The organism is Brevundimonas sp. EYE_349 (assembly GCF_023147505.1).
Classification (GTDB): Bacteria; Pseudomonadota; Alphaproteobacteria; order Caulobacterales; family Caulobacteraceae; genus Brevundimonas.
In genome coordinates, this window is sequence record NZ_JAHXPB010000006.1 from 248152 (window position 1) to 264136 (window position 15985).

The 15985-nt window shown below is 61.5% G+C and carries 14 protein-coding genes and 2 pseudogenes; 10 read left to right on the plus strand and 6 right to left on the minus strand.

Translation table 11 applies throughout. From position 1 onward, the window contains the following. Positions 1-50 precede the first annotated feature (50 nt). The 3 genes from KZX42_RS12875 (at position 51) to KZX42_RS12885 (ending at position 2397) form a co-directional block, all read left to right on the plus strand. Entirely contained in the window at positions 51-677 is a 627-nt protein-coding gene (locus tag KZX42_RS12875) for an OmpA family protein (RefSeq protein ID WP_248119796.1), read from the plus strand. Between the two features lie 62 nt (positions 678-739). After that, a complete protein-coding gene (locus KZX42_RS12880) occupies positions 740-1126 on the plus strand; it encodes a DUF3597 family protein (protein WP_248119799.1) in 387 nt (128 codons plus the stop codon). Then, positions 1126-2397 carry a serpin family protein gene (locus tag KZX42_RS12885; RefSeq protein WP_248119801.1) on the plus strand — a complete coding sequence of 424 codons (1272 nt, stop codon included), beginning with the start codon at positions 1126-1128 and terminating at the stop codon, positions 2395-2397. Before KZX42_RS12880 ends, KZX42_RS12885 begins: the two co-directional genes overlap by 1 nt. A 560-nt stretch (positions 2398-2957) precedes the next feature. On the opposite strand, the gene KZX42_RS12890 is transcribed toward KZX42_RS12885, so the two are convergent. Next, positions 2958-3209, minus strand: coding sequence for an SDR family oxidoreductase (locus tag KZX42_RS12890; protein ID WP_248119805.1), 252 nt, complete (start codon positions 3207-3209; stop codon positions 2958-2960). A gap of 302 nt (positions 3210-3511) precedes the next feature. On the opposite strand from KZX42_RS12890, the pseudogene KZX42_RS12895 reads away from it, so the two are divergent. From KZX42_RS12895 to KZX42_RS12915, 5 genes and pseudogenes are all read left to right on the plus strand, one after another. Further along, positions 3512-3714: pseudogene (locus KZX42_RS12895) on the plus strand (Arm DNA-binding domain-containing protein); the annotation flags it as partial. Positions 3715-3736: 22 nt separating this feature from the next. Beyond that, a pseudogene (locus tag KZX42_RS12900) lies at positions 3737-4194 on the plus strand (SDR family NAD(P)-dependent oxidoreductase); the annotation flags it as partial. A 109-nt stretch (positions 4195-4303) separates the two neighbouring features. Continuing rightward, a complete protein-coding gene (locus tag KZX42_RS12905; protein WP_066629275.1) occupies positions 4304-4597 on the plus strand; it encodes an antibiotic biosynthesis monooxygenase in 294 nt (97 codons plus the stop codon). 461 nt (positions 4598-5058) lie between these two features. Further along, the gene (locus KZX42_RS17350; protein WP_066629245.1) at positions 5059-6198 is read left to right on the plus strand and encodes a glutathione-independent formaldehyde dehydrogenase; all 1140 of its coding nucleotides are present in this window, start codon (positions 5059-5061) and stop codon (positions 6196-6198) included. Between the two features lie 209 nt (positions 6199-6407). Then, positions 6408-6797: a DJ-1/PfpI family protein gene (locus KZX42_RS12915; protein ID WP_248119828.1), complete on the plus strand. Its 390-nt coding sequence runs from the start codon at positions 6408-6410 to the stop codon at positions 6795-6797. A gap of 258 nt (positions 6798-7055) precedes the next feature. On the opposite strand, the gene KZX42_RS17265 is transcribed toward KZX42_RS12915, so the two are convergent. The 4 genes from KZX42_RS17265 to KZX42_RS12940 all read right to left on the minus strand — a co-directional run bounded on the left by KZX42_RS17265 (position 7056) and on the right by KZX42_RS12940 (position 13000). Next, a complete protein-coding gene (locus KZX42_RS17265; protein ID WP_348983636.1) occupies positions 7056-9647 on the minus strand; it encodes an excinuclease ABC subunit UvrA in 2592 nt (863 codons plus the stop codon). 461 nt (positions 9648-10108) lie between these two features. Continuing rightward, entirely contained in the window at positions 10109-11218 is a 1110-nt protein-coding gene (locus tag KZX42_RS12930) for an S-(hydroxymethyl)glutathione dehydrogenase/class III alcohol dehydrogenase (RefSeq protein WP_248119807.1), read from the minus strand. A 215-nt stretch (positions 11219-11433) separates the two neighbouring features. After that, positions 11434-11724, minus strand: a complete 291-nt coding sequence (locus KZX42_RS12935) for a metal/formaldehyde-sensitive transcriptional repressor (protein ID WP_248119809.1) — start codon at positions 11722-11724, stop codon at positions 11434-11436. Positions 11725-12010: 286 nt separating this feature from the next. Next, entirely contained in the window at positions 12011-13000 is a 990-nt protein-coding gene (locus KZX42_RS12940; protein WP_248119810.1) for a zinc-dependent alcohol dehydrogenase family protein, read from the minus strand. 96 nt (positions 13001-13096) lie between these two features. Here KZX42_RS12940 and KZX42_RS12945 point away from each other — a divergent pair, with 96 nt between their 5' ends. Both KZX42_RS12945 and KZX42_RS12950 read left to right on the plus strand, forming a co-directional pair. Then, entirely contained in the window at positions 13097-13717 is a 621-nt protein-coding gene (locus KZX42_RS12945) for a TetR/AcrR family transcriptional regulator (RefSeq protein WP_248119813.1), read from the plus strand. Positions 13718-13968: 251 nt separating this feature from the next. Then, positions 13969-14799, plus strand: coding sequence for an aldo/keto reductase (locus KZX42_RS12950; protein ID WP_248119815.1), 831 nt, complete (start codon positions 13969-13971; stop codon positions 14797-14799). Positions 14800-15714: 915 nt separating this feature from the next. On the opposite strand, the gene KZX42_RS12955 is transcribed toward KZX42_RS12950, so the two are convergent. Next, positions 15715-15985: transposase (locus KZX42_RS12955; RefSeq protein WP_248119817.1), on the minus strand; the 271-nt coding region annotated here is incomplete at its 5' end.

Consider the following 15985-nt stretch of genomic DNA (forward strand, 5'->3'; position numbering starts at 1 on the left):
CGCATTTCGCGGCCCGGTCTTTTGACTTCGCTTCCAACAAGGAGCCCGACATGACCGACAACCGAGATCGCGATCCCCGCCTGGATCCTGTGGCGCCCTCTTGGCGCAAATACCTTCCGTGGATCATCGGAGCCGTGGTCCTTCTGCTTCTGCTTCTCCTGCTCACGCGCTGCGGTGATGATCGTGCGGCGGTCGATCCGGCAGTGACGGACGCCGCTGCGTTCCCCGTCGAAACCGGTCCCGTTCTGCCGCCGACCGCGGGTCCCGCCAGCCCCGCCAGCCCCGCCGGCGTCTCAGGCCTGGACGCCTATCTCGCCGGATCTGAGGCCGCGCCGCGGACCTTCGCCTTCGAGCGCGTCAACTTCGATACGGGTGCATCCACGATCCGTCCTCAGGATCGGCCCGAAATCCAGGCCGTGGCCGCCGTCCTCAGCCGCTATCCGAACGCGCACGTCCGGCTTTACGGCTACGCCGATGCACGCGGGTCCGATGCCGCCAATCGCACGCTGGCCCAGGCTCGGGCGGATGTGGTGCGGTCGGCTCTGATCGCTTCAGGCGTGGATGGACGACGTATCGAGTCGCTTTCGGGTGGCGAGACCAACCCGGTCGACAGCAACGCCACGGCCGGCGGGCTGGCGGAGAATCGCCGCACCGAACTGGTTGTCGTCCAACGCTGATCCCTATGACCCCGGGCGCGATGCGCGCCCGGGATCCCAACACACGCACATCGAGGTCGATCATGAGTATTTTCGGAAAAATCTGGGACAAGATCACAGGGCACAAGAAGCCTGAGACGCCGGCGGCGCCCCAGGCGCCCACACCTCAAGCCCCTCCTGTGCAGCCGACGGCGGCCCCTGTCGCTTCCCAACCGGTCGATGTCGAGCAGGTCCTGTCCCAGATGGCGGAGATGAAGGGCGGCGGCGGCAACTGGCGCACCTCCATCGTCGACCTCCTGAAGCTGCTGGATCTCGACTCCAGTCTCGACGCTCGCAAGGACCTTGCGGAGGAACTCGGCGTGCATGCCGGTCCTCACGGATCCGCAGAGCAGAACATCGCCCTCTCCGGTGCGGTCTGGGCCAAGTTGGCCGAGAACGGCGGGCAGGTCCCGGCAAGCCTGAGGGACTGATGGTCCGGCGGCGACAGGGCGACGTTGCGCGGTTAGGGGCCTCTGCAGCCCTGGCCGCCTTCGCCCTGGCGGCGTCCGCCTGCACGACGGCTCCGGCCTCTCTTCCCGATGACCCTGTTTCGACCGATGCGCCTGCGGTCAACGCGCCGGCCGATCTCAGCGGGCAAACGCTCGGCGTGAGGCTCTACGACCAGTTGCGCGCTGGAGACGACAATGTCGTCATCTCTCCGGTCAGCCTGATGGGGGCCTTCGGGGTGGTCTCGGCGGGAGCCCGGGGCCAGACGCGCACAGCCCTCCTGAGCAGCCTCAGTCTCCCCGACAGCCCCTCGCTCGACGCAGACCTGGGCGCACTGTTGCGTTCGCTCGAGCGCGAGGACGGACAGACCACGCTCAGCGTCGCCAACGCGGTGTGGGTGCAGGACGGCTTTGGCCTCAAACCCGATTTCGTTGAGAGCGTCCAGCGGGATTACGGCGCCCTGGCCCGGCCCGTGGATTTTCGGGACGCGCCTGATGAGGCGGCCGGGCGCATCAACGCCTGGGTCTCGGGACAGACGCGCAGGCGCATCCCGGAGTTGCTCAGCCCTTCCAGCATCAACGTCGCCACGCGCCTGATCGTCACCAACGCGGTCTATTTCCTGGGTGATTGGGCCCAGCCGTTCAACGCCTCCAACACAAGCGACCAAACATTCTACCTTACGGACGGATCGCGCCTGTCGACGCCGATGATGTATCAGCGCGGGTACCTGCGTCTGCTGGAAACCGGCGCCTTGCAGGCCATCGATCTTCCTTACAGGGGCGATCGGCTGTCGATGACTGTGATCCTGCCGCGCACGCGCGGCGGCCTGTCGGACGTGGAGGCTCAACTCAGCGCCAATCTTGCGGGCTGGCTCACTGCACTTGATGAGGAGGAGCCTCGGCGGGTCCTGCTTTATCTTCCAAAGACCGAGACGGCGCTCAGCTACGATCTCATCCCGCAACTGACCATGCTGGGCATGGGGATCGCCTTCACCGATGGCGCCGACTTCCGCGGCATCGCCGACGCCCCTCTGGCGATCGGCCAGGTGGTGCACAAACCCTTCTTGCGGATTGATGAGAAGGGGACGGAAGCCGCGGCGGCCACCGGGATCGCTGTCGAACAGACGAGCGCGCCTGTGACGCCCCCGCCGACCTTCCGCGCCGACCACCCCTTCCTCTTTCTGATCCGCGACAAGGAGACCAGCGCCATTCTCTTCCTCGGCCGCATCAGCCGCCCAGAGGCGCCGGCAACCTAGCGGCCACACGTGCATTCCCCGCACGCGCCATCCTCGCATGCGTTGTCCTGACGTTACTTTGACTTAAAGGATGACCCCCGTTTCTCATCCACCCATAACGAGAGTCCTTTGGTGATTTGACCTTGCCCCGATGTTGGACCGGGCCTTGCCGGAACATCTCGGTGTCTAGGCGCCGGGCGGGCCATGGGCCAAAGCATTCCAAAGGTCGGGCCTCGGCTGATGAACCCGCACACCCGTACTGGTATTTGTTTGTCGCACGGGGCTATCAAGATTGCGAGCCAGCCGCCGATGCGAGACCTTACGATCAAACTCTTGGGTAAGCCGGCGAAGGGGCCTGATTTGACGCGGTACAGGCCATCCCTCGCTATGCTTTTCCTGCGGCGCCGGACGTTCGTCGTTCCTCGGAAAATTGTGTCCCGAGCATCGTCGCCGGTCGGGAAACTGGCCCCCAAGGGGGCGCAAAGGCGGTTCGAACTCCCGAGCCAATAGCTAAGACCCACAGATCCAGGTCGGCGATCACATGATCCCTCTCTGAGCGTCGGTTGTGGCGCGTCAGCCGATTACGCGGGCTGCCCGCCTCGGCCGGTTGCTGCGAAGATCTGGCCGGTGGAATAGCTGAGCGCGGCATTGGCCGCGGCGACATCGAGGCCTGCGATCTCGGCGGGCTGGCAGGGGCGACCCAGCGGGCTCTGTGACCCAAAGCTCTGGAGCTTCTCGGTCGTGGCCCCGCCGCTGACCTGCAGCGGGGTCCAGGAGGGGCTTGGCGCCACGGCATTCACACGGATGCCTTTGGAGGCGAGTTGCTTGACCATGGACTTGGAATAATTCGGGGCTCTCGCTACCTTTCGGTATCGCTTCCGAAAACCTCGACAAGCGCCTGACAACATTGTGAATTCTGACGAGACCCTTCGATATCTTTCGGAGGGTCTTTTTTCGTTTTACCGTCACTGGCGACGGTGTCGCCTCCTGTTGCGATGCCGGAATCTCCCTCGTACCGTCAGCCTCATCGCAAGGCGGTGACGGTATTATTTTGGATCAACATATTGATCTTGAAGGAAAATACCGGTCGTGCATCGGGCAAATCCGCACTTGCTTGGATCGAGGTGTTTTTACCGTGCTTACTGACGTTGCACTGAAGAATTTGCGTCCGCAATCAAAGCCTTACAAGAGGCCGACAGGGACGGCTTGTATGTCTATGTCTCGCCCGGCGGAGCGATCTCGTTTCGCTACGACTATCGCTTCAACGGACGACGCGAGACGCTGACCCTGGGGCGGTACGGGCGCGGCGGATTGAGCCTCGCCCATCGCCGCAAACGGCGGCACGGCACGCAGCTACGCGCTCGACGTCACCGACAAGTCGGCGGTCCAGTCCGTCGTCGCCGCAATCATCGCCGACTTCGGCCGCCTCGACGTGCTGATCAACAACGCCGGGCTGATCCCGGCTTTCTTGAGCAGGGCAGCGGTCACATCATCAACTTGAGCTCGGTTGCGGGCATCAAGGTCTTCCCACCGGGCGGCACGGTCTACTCCGGCACCAAGTTCGCCGTCAGCGCGATCAGCGAGGGCTTGCGCCACGAGGTGGGTGAAAAGGTCCGTGTCACGTCAATCGAGCCTGGAGCTGTCGAAAGCGATTTGAAGTTCACGACGTCTGGCACGGCTGCCGAGACGGTGCTCGACTTCTACAAGCAGGCCATCCCGGCGGCATCGGTGGCGCGTGCTATCGCGTTCGCTGTAGAACAACCTGATGACGTCGACGTCAACGCGATCGTCATCCGGCCGACCGCACAGCAGTTCTGATTTCGACGAGGAGGCAGGGCCGCGTGTGCTCCGCCTCCTAGGAACGTTCCGGCCCGTTTGACCGTTACTTTGCCAAATGATATCTGTCCGTTAACTTGAGGAGTCGATGATGCCCAAACTTGCGCTGTATGTGCCACTGAAGGCCAAGCCCGGAAAAGAGCGCGATGTCGCCAATTTCCTGACCTCGGCATTGCCGCTCGTTCAAGCCGAGTCGGGCACTCTGACCTGGTATGCGATCGAGGAAGGTCCCGGTGCGTACGCGATCTTCGATACGTTCGACACAGAGGAGGATCGGCAGGCCCATCTTGACGGCAAGGTTGCCGCCGCGCTGATGGACAAGGCGGAAGAACTGTTCTCGGAACCGCCGCAGATTCACAAGTTCACCCTGCTGGCAGCGAAATAGCGGAGCGGTCGGCACCCCAAGCTGCCGTACGACTGCAAGGTTAGGGTCGCCTGCCCTCCGGAATGGACGGCCCGGCCGGCTCTGGAACTAAATAGAAGAATACGACAGGCCATCCGCGATAGTGGATGGCCTTGTCTTTTGCGCTTATCCCACCTTTCGATGCTGCTGCTGATAGGTCGGCGTTGATGTGTTGCGTCATCATGGCACCGTTGGTTTCGCAGGACTTCTTGAGCACATCAATCTGCCGCTTTTTTAGACCGTCCTGGCCCAGACAATCGAAAAGCCGCCGTAAATCGATCCGAGAACTGCCGAACGGGAAGGAACCGCTCAGGCGCCAGGCGGTTTAGGAGACAGACATCGGTTCGGAAGATGCGATGCTATGCGCCTTTGCGCTGGTTCAGATCATGAGCAAGCTCTCGATTTGATGACGCCAGAGCAGAGCTACAAAAAGGAGAAAATCCGTGAAAGCTGTCGTGTACAACGGGCCCAAAGACGTTTCCGTCGATACCATCGATGATCCCAAGATCGAAAAGCCCACCGATGTCATCATTCGGCTGACCACCACCAACATCTGCGGGTCCGACCTTCACATGTATGAGGGCCGTACCAGCTTTGAGAAGGGCAGGGTCTTTGGCCACGAAAACCTTGGCGAGGTCATCGAAGTCGGCGCCGCCGTGGATCATATCAAGAAGGGCGATCGCGTCTGCATGCCGTTCAACGTCGGTTGCGGGTTCTGCGAAAATTGCGAACGCGGTTTGACTGGTTTTTGCCTCACGACCAACCCTGGAACCGCCGGAGCAGCGTATGGCTTTGCCGAAATGGGTCCGTGGCAAGGCGGTCAGGCCGAGTTGATGCGCGTTCCTTATGCGGACTTCAATTGCCTTAAGTTGCCCCAGGACGCCGAAGAGAAGGAGGACGACTATGTTATGCTCTCCGACATCTTCCCCACAGGTTGGCATGGCGTCGAACTGTCGGGTTTCCTGCCTGGTGAAAGCATCGCGATCTACGGCGCCGGTCCAGTCGGTTTGATGGCCGCGCACTCAGCCGAAATCCGCGGTGCCTCTCAGATCTTCGTGGTCGATTCCCATGATGATCGCCTGCAGCTGGCCGAGGCAATGGGCGCGATCCCGATCGACATGCGCAAGGGCGATCCCGCTCAGCAAATCCTTGACGCGACCGGCGGCCTAGGGACCGACCGGGGGGTCGAGGCGGTCGGATACCAGTGTTGCGATCGCCACGGCAAGGAGCGCAGCAATTACACGATGAACTGCCTCGTAAAAAGCACGAAGGCCACCGGCGGCATCGGCGTCGTCGGCGTGTTCATCCCGGAAGACCCGAATGCGCCTGACGATCTCCAGAAGGAAGGCAAGATGGCGTTCGACTTCGGCAATTTCTGGTTCAAGGGCCAGAAGATCGGTACCGGCCAGTGCAATGTAAAGCACTACAACCGGCGACTGATGAAGCTGATCGAGCAAAACCGGGCTAATCCTGCCCAAATCATCTCGCACCGACTGCCGCTCGATCAGGCGCCAGACGCCTACAAGCATTTCGATGCGCGCGATGATGGATGGACAAAGGTCGTGCTTAAGCCGACCGCCTGACCTTAGTCTTCTCCGAAATAGGGAATAAGTGATGACGTTAGAGGGCAAATCAGTTGCCATTCTGATCGCACCCGCGGGACGGAAGAACCAGAGTTCTCGAAGCCCAAGCAAGCTGTCGAGGAGGCTGGCGGCAAAGTGACCGTGGTCAGTTTTGACCGGGCGAGGCTCACACGGTCAATAACGATCTCGACGAGGGCGGCAGCTATACTATCGACAGAGCATTTTCCGATGTCAGAGCCGACGATTTCGACGGACTAGTTGTGCCCGGAGGGACTGTCGGTGCCGACAAGCTGCGCGGCAGCGCCGAGGTAATTGACTTCATCCGGGCTTTTTTCGATCAGAAAAAACCGGTTGCCGCGATATGCCATGCACCTTGGACATTGATCGAGGCGGGCGTTCTTGAAGGTTGCACCTTGACGTCCTACCCGACGCTGAAGGTCGATATCGAGAACGCCGGCGCTACATGGGCCGATGAGGAAGTCGTGGTCGCCAACGGCCTTGTGACCAGCCGCGACCCCGATGATTTACCCGCCTTCTGTGGCAAGCTCGTTGAGAAAATCGCGGAAGGTGCGGGCGCTGGGCCTGCGGCCTCGAATTAATACGGGACGGTTTCGACGAACCATGTGAGGGCGCGCTCCCTAGTGAAGGTCCTCACAAACAGGCGTAGCGGATGGCCGACGATTGACTGTCCGCCACGCCTAGTATCAGACGAAAACGGCGCACTTCCGAGCACTCAATCCCCAAGCCGCGTGACCCGCGGTGACACCTCGCCGGCTCCCGTTTTCAGATTCGACCATTTCAGCGTGCGTACGTTGGAGATACGCCTGATCGAACGTGCGTCCGGCCAGGTTTACTACCTACAGCGCCGCTTTGAGATAGGGGGCGGTGAGACTGCCTTCTGCTTCCGCAACGACGCCAGGGACGCCGCTGGCAACGATACGGCCGCCATCTTCCCCAGCCCCCGGTCCCAGATCGATGACCCAGTCCACCTGCGTGATGGCGCGCATGTCATGTTCGACGACGACGACGGTATTGCCAGCGTCAACGAGGCCCTGCAGGTGTTGCATCAGCCGGTCGGCATCGGAGGGGTGAAGCCCCGAAGTGGGCTCGTCGAGGATGTAGATCGTGTTGCCGCGCTGGGCGCGTTGCAGTTCAGCCGCCAGCTTGATGCGCTGCGCCTCCCCGCCAGACAGCTCGGTCGCAGGCTGTCCGAGCCTCAGATAGCCAAGACCGATCTCCCGCAACACGTCGAGGGAGCGCATCACAGATGCCTCGCCAGCGAAGAAATCGCACGCGTCGTCGACCGTCAGTTCGAGCACCTGGGCGATATTGCGCCCGTTCCATTCGACTTCGAGCGTTTGCGGGTTGTAGCGAGAGCCACGACAGGTCGAGCACGGGGCAAAAACGCTCGGCAGGAACAGCAGCTCCACCATGACGTATCCCTCGCCCTCGCACACAGGGCAGCGGCCTTGCGCGACGTTGAACGAGAACCTTCCCGGGCTGTAGTGCCGCCGGCGGGCGAGCGGCGTATCAGCGAAGATCCGTCGCACATGGTCGAACATGCCGCTGTAGGTGGATAGGTTCGAGCGCGGCGTGCGGCCGATCGGTTTCTGATCGACCCGCACCAGCCTGCGAACATGCTCCATGCCTGCGACAATGCGTCCTTCAGTGTCGTTCTGCGCAACATCGAGCAGCGGATCGATATCCTCCTCCTCGGCCACGGGGGAGCCGCCGAGGTGTTCCGTGACGAGCTCGGGCAGCGCCTGACTGACAAGACTGGATTTACCCGATCCCGAAACGCCGGTGACAGCGGTGAAGCAGCCGATGGGAAACTCGACGTCGAGACCATGGAGATTGTTCCGCCTGATCCCTTCCAGGCGTAGCCATGCCTTGGGATCGCGCGGTGTGCGCTCACTGCGGAACGGCTCTGCGAACAGGTAGCGGCGGGTGATCGAATTCTCGACGTCGGCAAGCCCCTCTATCGGCCCGCTGTAGAGGACTTCACCGCCCTTTTCCCCGGCTCCTGGCCCGACATCGACGAGCCATTCCGCGCGGCGGATCACGTCGAGATCATGTTCGACGACGAACAAAGAGTTGCCCGCCGCCTTGAGACGCTCGAGGATGGTGAGCAAGGCTTCGCCATCTGCCGGGTGCAACCCTGCCGAAGGCTCGTCAAGCACATAGACCACGCCGAAAAGCTGTGACGACAATTGCGTGGCAAGCCGCAAGCGCTGCAACTCTCCGGAGGAGAGCGTCGGCGTGCTGCGGTCGAGCGAAATGTAGCCAAGGCCAAGATCGATCAGCGCCTCGAGCCGCTCGATCAATTCGCAGGCAAGGCGTTGGGCGGCGATCCGCTTCTCGTCGGAGAGATTGGACGTGCGGCGCACGTCGGGCGCGCTCTTGTGCGCAGAGCCGCCCGCCGCAACCCGTTGTTTGACCGCTGCATCGCGGGCCGCTTTTTCCAGAACATGGCCCTTTGAGGGGGCTGAGACCGCCCCATACGCGCCATGCGCGACGGGCATCAGCAAGTCCTTCAGCTTGAGCACCGTCAGGTCGCCGAACTCGGCAATGTCGAGGCCGGCGAATTTGACCGACAGGGCTTCGCGCTTCAGGCGCTTGCCGTCGCAGGTCGGGCAATCGCGGCCGATGATATATTGCGAGACGCGCTTCTTCATCAGCGCGCTTTTCGTGTTGGCGAAGGTTTCCAGCACATAGCGGCGCGCGCCGGTGAAGGTGCCCTGGTAGCTCGGTTCCATGCGGCGCTTCAGCGCCACGCGGGTCTGTTCGGGCGTCAGACCCGCATAGACCGGCACCGTCGGCGCCTCTTCAGTGAAGAGGATCCAGTCGCGATCCTTTTTCGGCAGGTCGCGCCACGGCGTATCGACGTCATAGCCGAGTGACACGAGGATATCGCGCAGGTTCTGGCCATGCCATGCCGCCGGCCAGGCGGCGACTGCGCGTTCCCGGATCGTCAGCGTGTCGTCGGGCACCATCGTTTCTTCGGTCGCGTCATAGACGCGCCCGATGCCGTGACAGGTCGGGCAGGCCCCCGCGACCGTGTTGGGGGAGAAATCCTCCGCATAGAGCATCGGCTGATGGCGCGGATATTCGCCGACGCGCGAATAGAGCATCCGCACCAGGCTGGAGAGCGTCGTCACGCTGCCGACCGAGGATCGCGCGTTGGCCGAGCCGCGCTGCTGCTGCAACGCCACCGCAGGCGGCAAACCGTCGATCGCGTCGACCTCCGGCACGCCGGCCTGGTCGATCAGGCGACGGGCATAGGGCGCAACCGATTCCAGATAACGCCGCTGGGCTTCGGCATAAAGGGTGCCGAACGCGAGCGATGACTTGCCCGAGCCCGATATGCCGGTGAACACCACGAAGGCGTCGCGCGGTACATCGACGTCAATATTTTTGAGGTTATTCTGGCGCGCGCCGCGAACCTGCACGCAAGCGGGCGGCCCCGTATGCCCATGATCGGTGGCCGGCGTCGTCGCGTGAATATCCTTGCTCTTCAATTCAGTCTTCCTGCCCTATACGCCTGTGCGGCCCGTGGTTCATCACAGTCGGGTACAGGTGAATGCATTTCCGACTCAATACATCCAACGGCCAGGCTGGCCCGATGTTCGGCACCTTTGAAATATTTTTCCAGCACTAGACAAAGGTTGCGACAAAACCATTGTCCCGTTGGGTCGCGCGACGAGGCCACACACACTCCGGCGGTAAGCGCCTGGGCCAAGCGGCCCTGGTCCGTGCCGCTATCGGCATGTAACGACCGCACTTCGGCGCTTGTTACCGCATCGCGACGCGTTGCCCATTTGCCAGAGCGCGCGTCATCATGGCCGGGGTCGAGCCATGATGACGGCCGAGTTGTCGATCCGAGCGCCTCGCGCCGCTTCTGATCGACGGGTCAGTAGTGAATGACCGTGCGGATCGACTTGCCTTCGTGCATCAGTTCGAAGGCCTCGTTGATCTCCTCCAAACCCATGGTGTGGGTAACGAACGGGGCCAGATCGATATCACCTCTCATGGCGTCCTCGACCATGCCGGGGAGCTGTGTACGTCCCTTGACGCCGCCGAAAGCAGACCCCTTCCAGACGCGACCCGTGACGAGCTGGAACGGGCGGGTGGAGATTTCCTCGCCCGCGCCGGCAACGCCAATCACGATCGACTGACCCCAGCCACGGTGCGCTGCTTCAAGCGCGGCGCGCATGACGTGGACGTTGCCGATGCACTCGAAGGTATGATCGATGCCCCAGCCCGTCATCTCGATCAGCACTTGCTGGATGGGCTTGTCATGGTCCTTGGGGTTAATGCACTCGGTCGCACCGAACTGGCGTGCCAGCTCGAACTTGGACGGATTGGTGTCGATGGCGATGATGCGACCCGCCTTGGCCTGGCGCGCACCCTGAATCGCCGCGAGGCCGATGCCGCCGAGGCCGAACACGGCGACCGAGTCTCCGGGCTGGACCTTGGCGGTATTGTGGACTGCGCCGATGCCGGTCGTGACGCCGCAGCCGAGCAGGCAGACATGTTCGGGGTTTGCCTCGGGATTGATCTTGGCGAGCGAGACCTCGGCGACGACAGTATATTCACTGAAGGTTGAACAACCCATGTAATGATAGAGCGGCTGACCATTGTACGAAAAGCGGGTGGTCCCATCGGGCATCAAGCCCTTGCCCTGCGTTTCGCGGACAGCGACGCACAGGTTGGTCTTGCCCGACAGGCAGAAGTCGCACTTGCGGCACTCGGCGGTGTAGAGCGGAATCACGTGATCGCCCGGCCCGACGCTGGTGACGCCTTCACCGACCTCGACAACGATGCCCGCGCCCTCGTGGCCCAGAACCACCGGGAAAACACCCTCCGGATCACTCCCCGCCAGCGTGTACGCGTCGGTGTGGCACACACCGGTGTGCGTCACCCGTATGAGGACTTCGCCTTTCCGGGGTGGGGCGACATCGATCTCGACGATTTCGAGTGGCTTGCCCGCCTCGAAGGCTACAGCGGCGCGAGATTTCATGTTGGGATACCCTCGTTGGACTAAACTGATTGCTGGCGCGAGGCCGTTGCGTCAGCGCAAAATCGTCGACATTCTCATACTGGCAGGGAGTATGTTTATCATACTCCCCAGCAGTATACAAGAGGTGTCCTGACGAGGATCTCAAACCAGAGAAGGCAGCAGGGGCTGGCTTCTAGGTGCGGGAGAACACGGGCAAGAAAATGAGCCTGAAATCGTCATTTGAGATAAGTACGCAGAATCTTCATTACGCCCTCCACGCCGTCATCGTGCTCGCCACCTGCGCCTCCGACGGCCCGATCCGCGCCCGCACCGAATGTTTCCCTGAGATGACTCTCCATCACTTCTGCCATCAGCCCGTTTGTCGCACCACGCATGGCGACAATTTGCTGCAGCAGGGGAGTGCAATCGGCCCCGGCTTCGATCGCGCGTTCCAGAGCGTCCGCCTGGCCCTTGATACGCCGCAAGCGTGTGATGGCTCGCTTTTTGTCCTCTGATGAATGTGGCATCGCGTTTTCCCGAGAAATCGCTTCAGCATACTATACAGGGGGGGAGTTTCAATCCTGTCCAGAGACTGGCGCTTCTGTAATCAGGCGAGGTTCCCTGGCCAATCTCCAAATTCGCCCCCAGATCGGGCAGGCATAGCCGCCATGTTGCCCTGAGACAGGTCTGGCACGCGGACGAGGAGCATCATGCTCTCAAGCCTGCGCCACAAGCAACGACGGCATGCGCGCTTAGGGTCCGATCCTGTGTCTGGGAGGGGGGAGCCATCGCTCGCTCCCCCGGGTTTGCCGGTCAGACCGTAACGACGACCTTGCCGATCTGGTCGTTCGATTCGAGGAAGCGGTGCGCGTCCTGGATGGCGTCGAGCGGGAAAGTGCGCGCGATCCGCGGCTTGAGCGCGCCCGATTCCAGACCCGCCACGATGAACGCCTTGGCGCGATCAAGGGCGGCGTCGTCCGAGACGATCTCGCTGTAGAGATAACCCTTGAGCGTGAGGCTCTTGCCCAGCACGGAGAACAACGGGAACGGCGTTGGCTCGCCGCTGAGCGCGCCATATTCGAGCAGGATGCCGCCGCGCGCCATGCTCGCGGTCAGCTGCTCGAACGACGGGCCTCCGACCGGATCGAGCACCACGCGCGCACCTGCACCATCGGTTATCTCCATCACCTTTGCTACCAGATCCTCTTCCCCGGTCGCGACGACATGATGTGCACCGGCATCAAGCAGGGCCTGGCGCTTGGCGCCGGTACGCGTCGTCGCGATCACCGTCGCGCCGACCATCCGCGCAATCTGGAAGGCAGCAAGCCCGACGCTGCTGGAAGCAGCGGTGATGATGACGAAATCGACCTTGCCGAGCTTCGCCTGCTCCACCAGCGCGCCCCAAGCGGTGACATACTGCATCCACACGGCCGCCGCTTCCTCGAACGACAGCGCCGCCGGATGCTTGACGACGAGGCGGGCGGGCACGTTGGCGACCTCGCCATAGGTGCCCCAGCGCGCGATATCGAGCGGGGGGATGACGTTGACGGCTTCGCCTTCCGCAAACCCGGTCACGTCCGCCCCGACCGTAACGACAGTGCCGGCAGCCTCGTAGCCGAGTCGGCTAGGGAACTCGGCTTCCTGAAGGTAGGCATGGTTGCGGAACATCACCTCGGCGCGGTTTATGCCTATCGCCTTCACCGCGATCTGCACTTCGTCGGCCGCGGGCGCGGGCACTGCCACATCTTCAATCCTGAGGACGCTGGCGTCGCCATATTCGTGGATACGGACGATGCGGCTCATGGGACACTCCTTGATTATTGAACGATCGTTCTGTATCGATGTCAGCGACAAGGTTCAAGCTATTATTTATCGATCATTCCATATCGGGCGCGAGACATGACAGACACGAAAGCCCGTCGTGGCGCAGGCCGCCCTCGAGAGTTCAACACTGACGCTGCGCTCGACAAGGCGGTACGGCTTTTCTGGCAGCGCGGCTACGAGGCGACGTCGATGGCCGATCTGGTGGCGGAGACTGGCGTCGCCGCCGCCAGTCTCTATGCGGCGTTTGACAACAAGGCGGGGCTGTTCGCGGCGGTGATCGAGCGCTATTCCGCCACGTTCAGCGTCCACCTCTATGCACCCATCAACGATCCGGCGTTGTCCACCTTCGAGGCTGTCACGGGCCTGCTGGAACGAGCGGCGTCAACGTTCTCCGAACCTGGAACGCCGGCCGGCTGCTTCATGTATTCGGCAGCGGCAGCCGTGTCGCCGGCGTCCGCCGCCATCGAATGCCTGCTGCGCGACAAGCGTATCGCGGCGGAGGCCCTCCTAGTCGAGCGTCTGCATCGTGGCGCCGCGCACGGCGAGCTTGCGGCCGATGCCGATCCGGCCGTCCTAGGCAAATTCTTCAATACGGTCATGGAAGGCATGTCCGTTCAGGCGCGCGACGGCGCTACGATCAACGAACTGCTCTCCATCGCCAAAATGGCACTCGATCGATGGCCGGCTGCGGTGTGATGGTCGAAGCGAGCTCGTCCTCGGTGTTCTTGCAATAAGCCTCTGTCGATCTGCAGCAATGCCCACTCCGACCGAAGTCCGCATGCCCAAATCATCATCCCATTCCGGGAGACCGCAGCGTTCGACAGGATTTTTGAACAGCCGCGGAAAGTTGTGACACCAAGTATCGATATTTATTTGTGCGTGCCGGGGATCTACCTATCCGCCTCGCTCGAACGAATATCCGAACACATCTGATAGGGTGAAAGCACATGAAACGCGTGACGCTGCCAGGCGGGGAAGTCGTTCCTTCAATGGGTCAAGGCACCTGGAAGATGGGCGAACGTGCCGAGCGGCGATCCGATGAGATCGCCGCGCTTCGCGCTGGTGTCGAGTTGGGCTTGACGCTCATCGACACCGCCGAAATGTACGGCGACGGTGCGGCGGAAACGCTGATATGCGAGGCGCTGGGCAGCTTTCGCGACCAGTTGTTCCTCGTCAGCAAGGCATATCCGCAGAATGCATCGCGCTCCCGCCTTGCCGGTGCGTGCGAGGCGAGCCTGAAGCGGCTCGGCACCGATCGGCTCGACCTCTACCTTCTCCACTGGCGGGGATCGGTGCCGCTCACTGAAACAGTGGAGGCATTGGAGGCGCTGAAATCGGCGGGAAAAATTCGGCACTGGGGTGTCAGCAACCTCGATACCGATGATATGGACGAGCTTGTCGCTGTCGGCGGGGGTGGCTGCGTGACCGATCAGATCCTTTACAATCTGGTCCGTCGGGGCCCCGAATTGGAACTTTTGCCTTGGCTCTCCGAGCACAAAGTGGCGGTTATGGCGTATAGTCCGGTCGAGCAGGGACGACTTTCTACGCACCCCGCTCTCGACAAAATTGCAGCCGAGGTTGGTGCAACCCCTGTGCAGGTCGCACTTTCCTGGACGTTGCGGCACGATGGCCTCATCGCCATCCCGAAAGCGAGTTCAGTCGCACATGTGCGGGAGAACCGCGCGGCCGCCGATATCGTTCTTTCCGATGCCCAACTTGCGACGCTCGACGCGGCATTTCCCAGGCCAGGCAACCGTCGTCCACTTGAAATGCTGTAGCGTCAGATGGCGATATTCTCTCTCGAAGGCACTGACGTGACCCGCGTGAGAGTTGGCCGCATTGATGATAGAGCTACGTCGTGAAATCGGCGGAATGCATGGATCGGATCGGATTGTTTCCTGTGTTTCTCACTTGACGATAGATCCCGAAGGCACGGTTTTTCGGGGCATCTCGGAAAAATGCAATAAACTCAAAAGCCGGCCCATTTTCCAGGATGTATGACGGTATACCGCCGCAAGAAATATTTTTAACTGCTATATTTCAAGGCTTTATGCTTTCAATCAATAATGAGTGGAATGATTCAGGCCTTTCTGAGCCTTTCGAAATCACTTCCGAAAGCGCCGATAAGTCACTGACGTTAAAGTGAATTCTGACGAGACCCTTCGAAGCCTTTCGGAGGGTTTCTTTTTTGTGATGACGGCTTTCCTGACGGTCTCGCGTCCGTTGCCTCCGCCGGCTCCTCCATACCGTCACCGCTTCTAGGGTGTCCTGACGGTCTTTTTTGAAACAAGCTTTTGAATTGTTTGCGGAAAATGACCGCGAAAGACCGCGAAAACGCCTGACGGTCTTTTGCAGGGGAAATGGCATGCTTACCGACGCAGAACTGAGGAATACACGAGGAAAATCAAAAGCGTATAAAAAGACCGACAGAGACGGTCTCTACGTGCTCGTGACACCGTCAGGAGGCATCGCGTTCACAGTACGACTACCGCTTCAACGGGAGGCGCGAGACGGTCATCGGCATCAGCCCGAAAAGCGGACGTTCACTGGCTTAGACAGGATGGCTAAAGGTGGTGTCTCGGACGCTCAAGTAATGACCGCTTCTGGCGGATACAGTTGAAAAAGTCGGCTGGCTGACGGGACAACACGGCTGCGTGGTCGGGCTGTGACGGTGTTCGTGACGCTTCAGGCCTTCAGGCGGGCGCTGGGGCGATCTGCAGTGGGATCAAGCGGGCCATTTTTCGCAGGTTCTGGGCGGTGGCGGCGAGGAGGAACTCGTCTCGGGCGCCGCAGGGACCGCGAAGGCGCAGCCGATCCAGCCTGAGGATGCGCTTGAAGTGTGCGAACAGCATCTCGACCTTCTTCCGTTCGCGTCGGGAGGTGACGTAGGCGTCGGCCCTGGCGATGTCGCGGGCGACGTCCCTGGCGTCTTCGTGGATGGAACGGGTCACCTTCCGAGCCGGC

What these genes read in the sequence shown, in the direction of transcription:
- KZX42_RS12875 (WP_248119796.1), top strand. Translation starts at nt 51, where the DNA reads ATGACCGACAACCGAGATCGCGATCCCCGCCTGGATCCTGTGGCGCCC.
- KZX42_RS12880 (WP_248119799.1), top strand. Translation starts at nt 740, where the DNA reads ATGAGTATTTTCGGAAAAATCTGGGACAAGATCACAGGGCACAAGAAG.
- KZX42_RS12885 (WP_248119801.1), top strand. Translation starts at nt 1,126, where the DNA reads ATGGTCCGGCGGCGACAGGGCGACGTTGCGCGGTTAGGGGCCTCTGCA.
- KZX42_RS12890 (WP_248119805.1), bottom strand. Translation starts at nt 3,209, where the DNA reads ATGGTCAAGCAACTCGCCTCCAAAGGCATCCGTGTGAATGCCGTGGCG.
- KZX42_RS12905 (WP_066629275.1), top strand. Translation starts at nt 4,304, where the DNA reads ATGCCCAAACTTGCGCTGTATGTGCCACTGAAGGCCAAGCCCGGAAAA.
- KZX42_RS12930 (WP_248119807.1), bottom strand. Translation starts at nt 11,218, where the DNA reads ATGAAATCTCGCGCCGCTGTAGCCTTCGAGGCGGGCAAGCCACTCGAA.
- KZX42_RS12935 (WP_248119809.1), bottom strand. Translation starts at nt 11,724, where the DNA reads ATGCCACATTCATCAGAGGACAAAAAGCGAGCCATCACACGCTTGCGG.
- KZX42_RS12940 (WP_248119810.1), bottom strand. Translation starts at nt 13,000, where the DNA reads ATGAGCCGCATCGTCCGTATCCACGAATATGGCGACGCCAGCGTCCTC.
- KZX42_RS12945 (WP_248119813.1), top strand. Translation starts at nt 13,097, where the DNA reads ATGACAGACACGAAAGCCCGTCGTGGCGCAGGCCGCCCTCGAGAGTTC.
- KZX42_RS12950 (WP_248119815.1), top strand. Translation starts at nt 13,969, where the DNA reads ATGAAACGCGTGACGCTGCCAGGCGGGGAAGTCGTTCCTTCAATGGGT.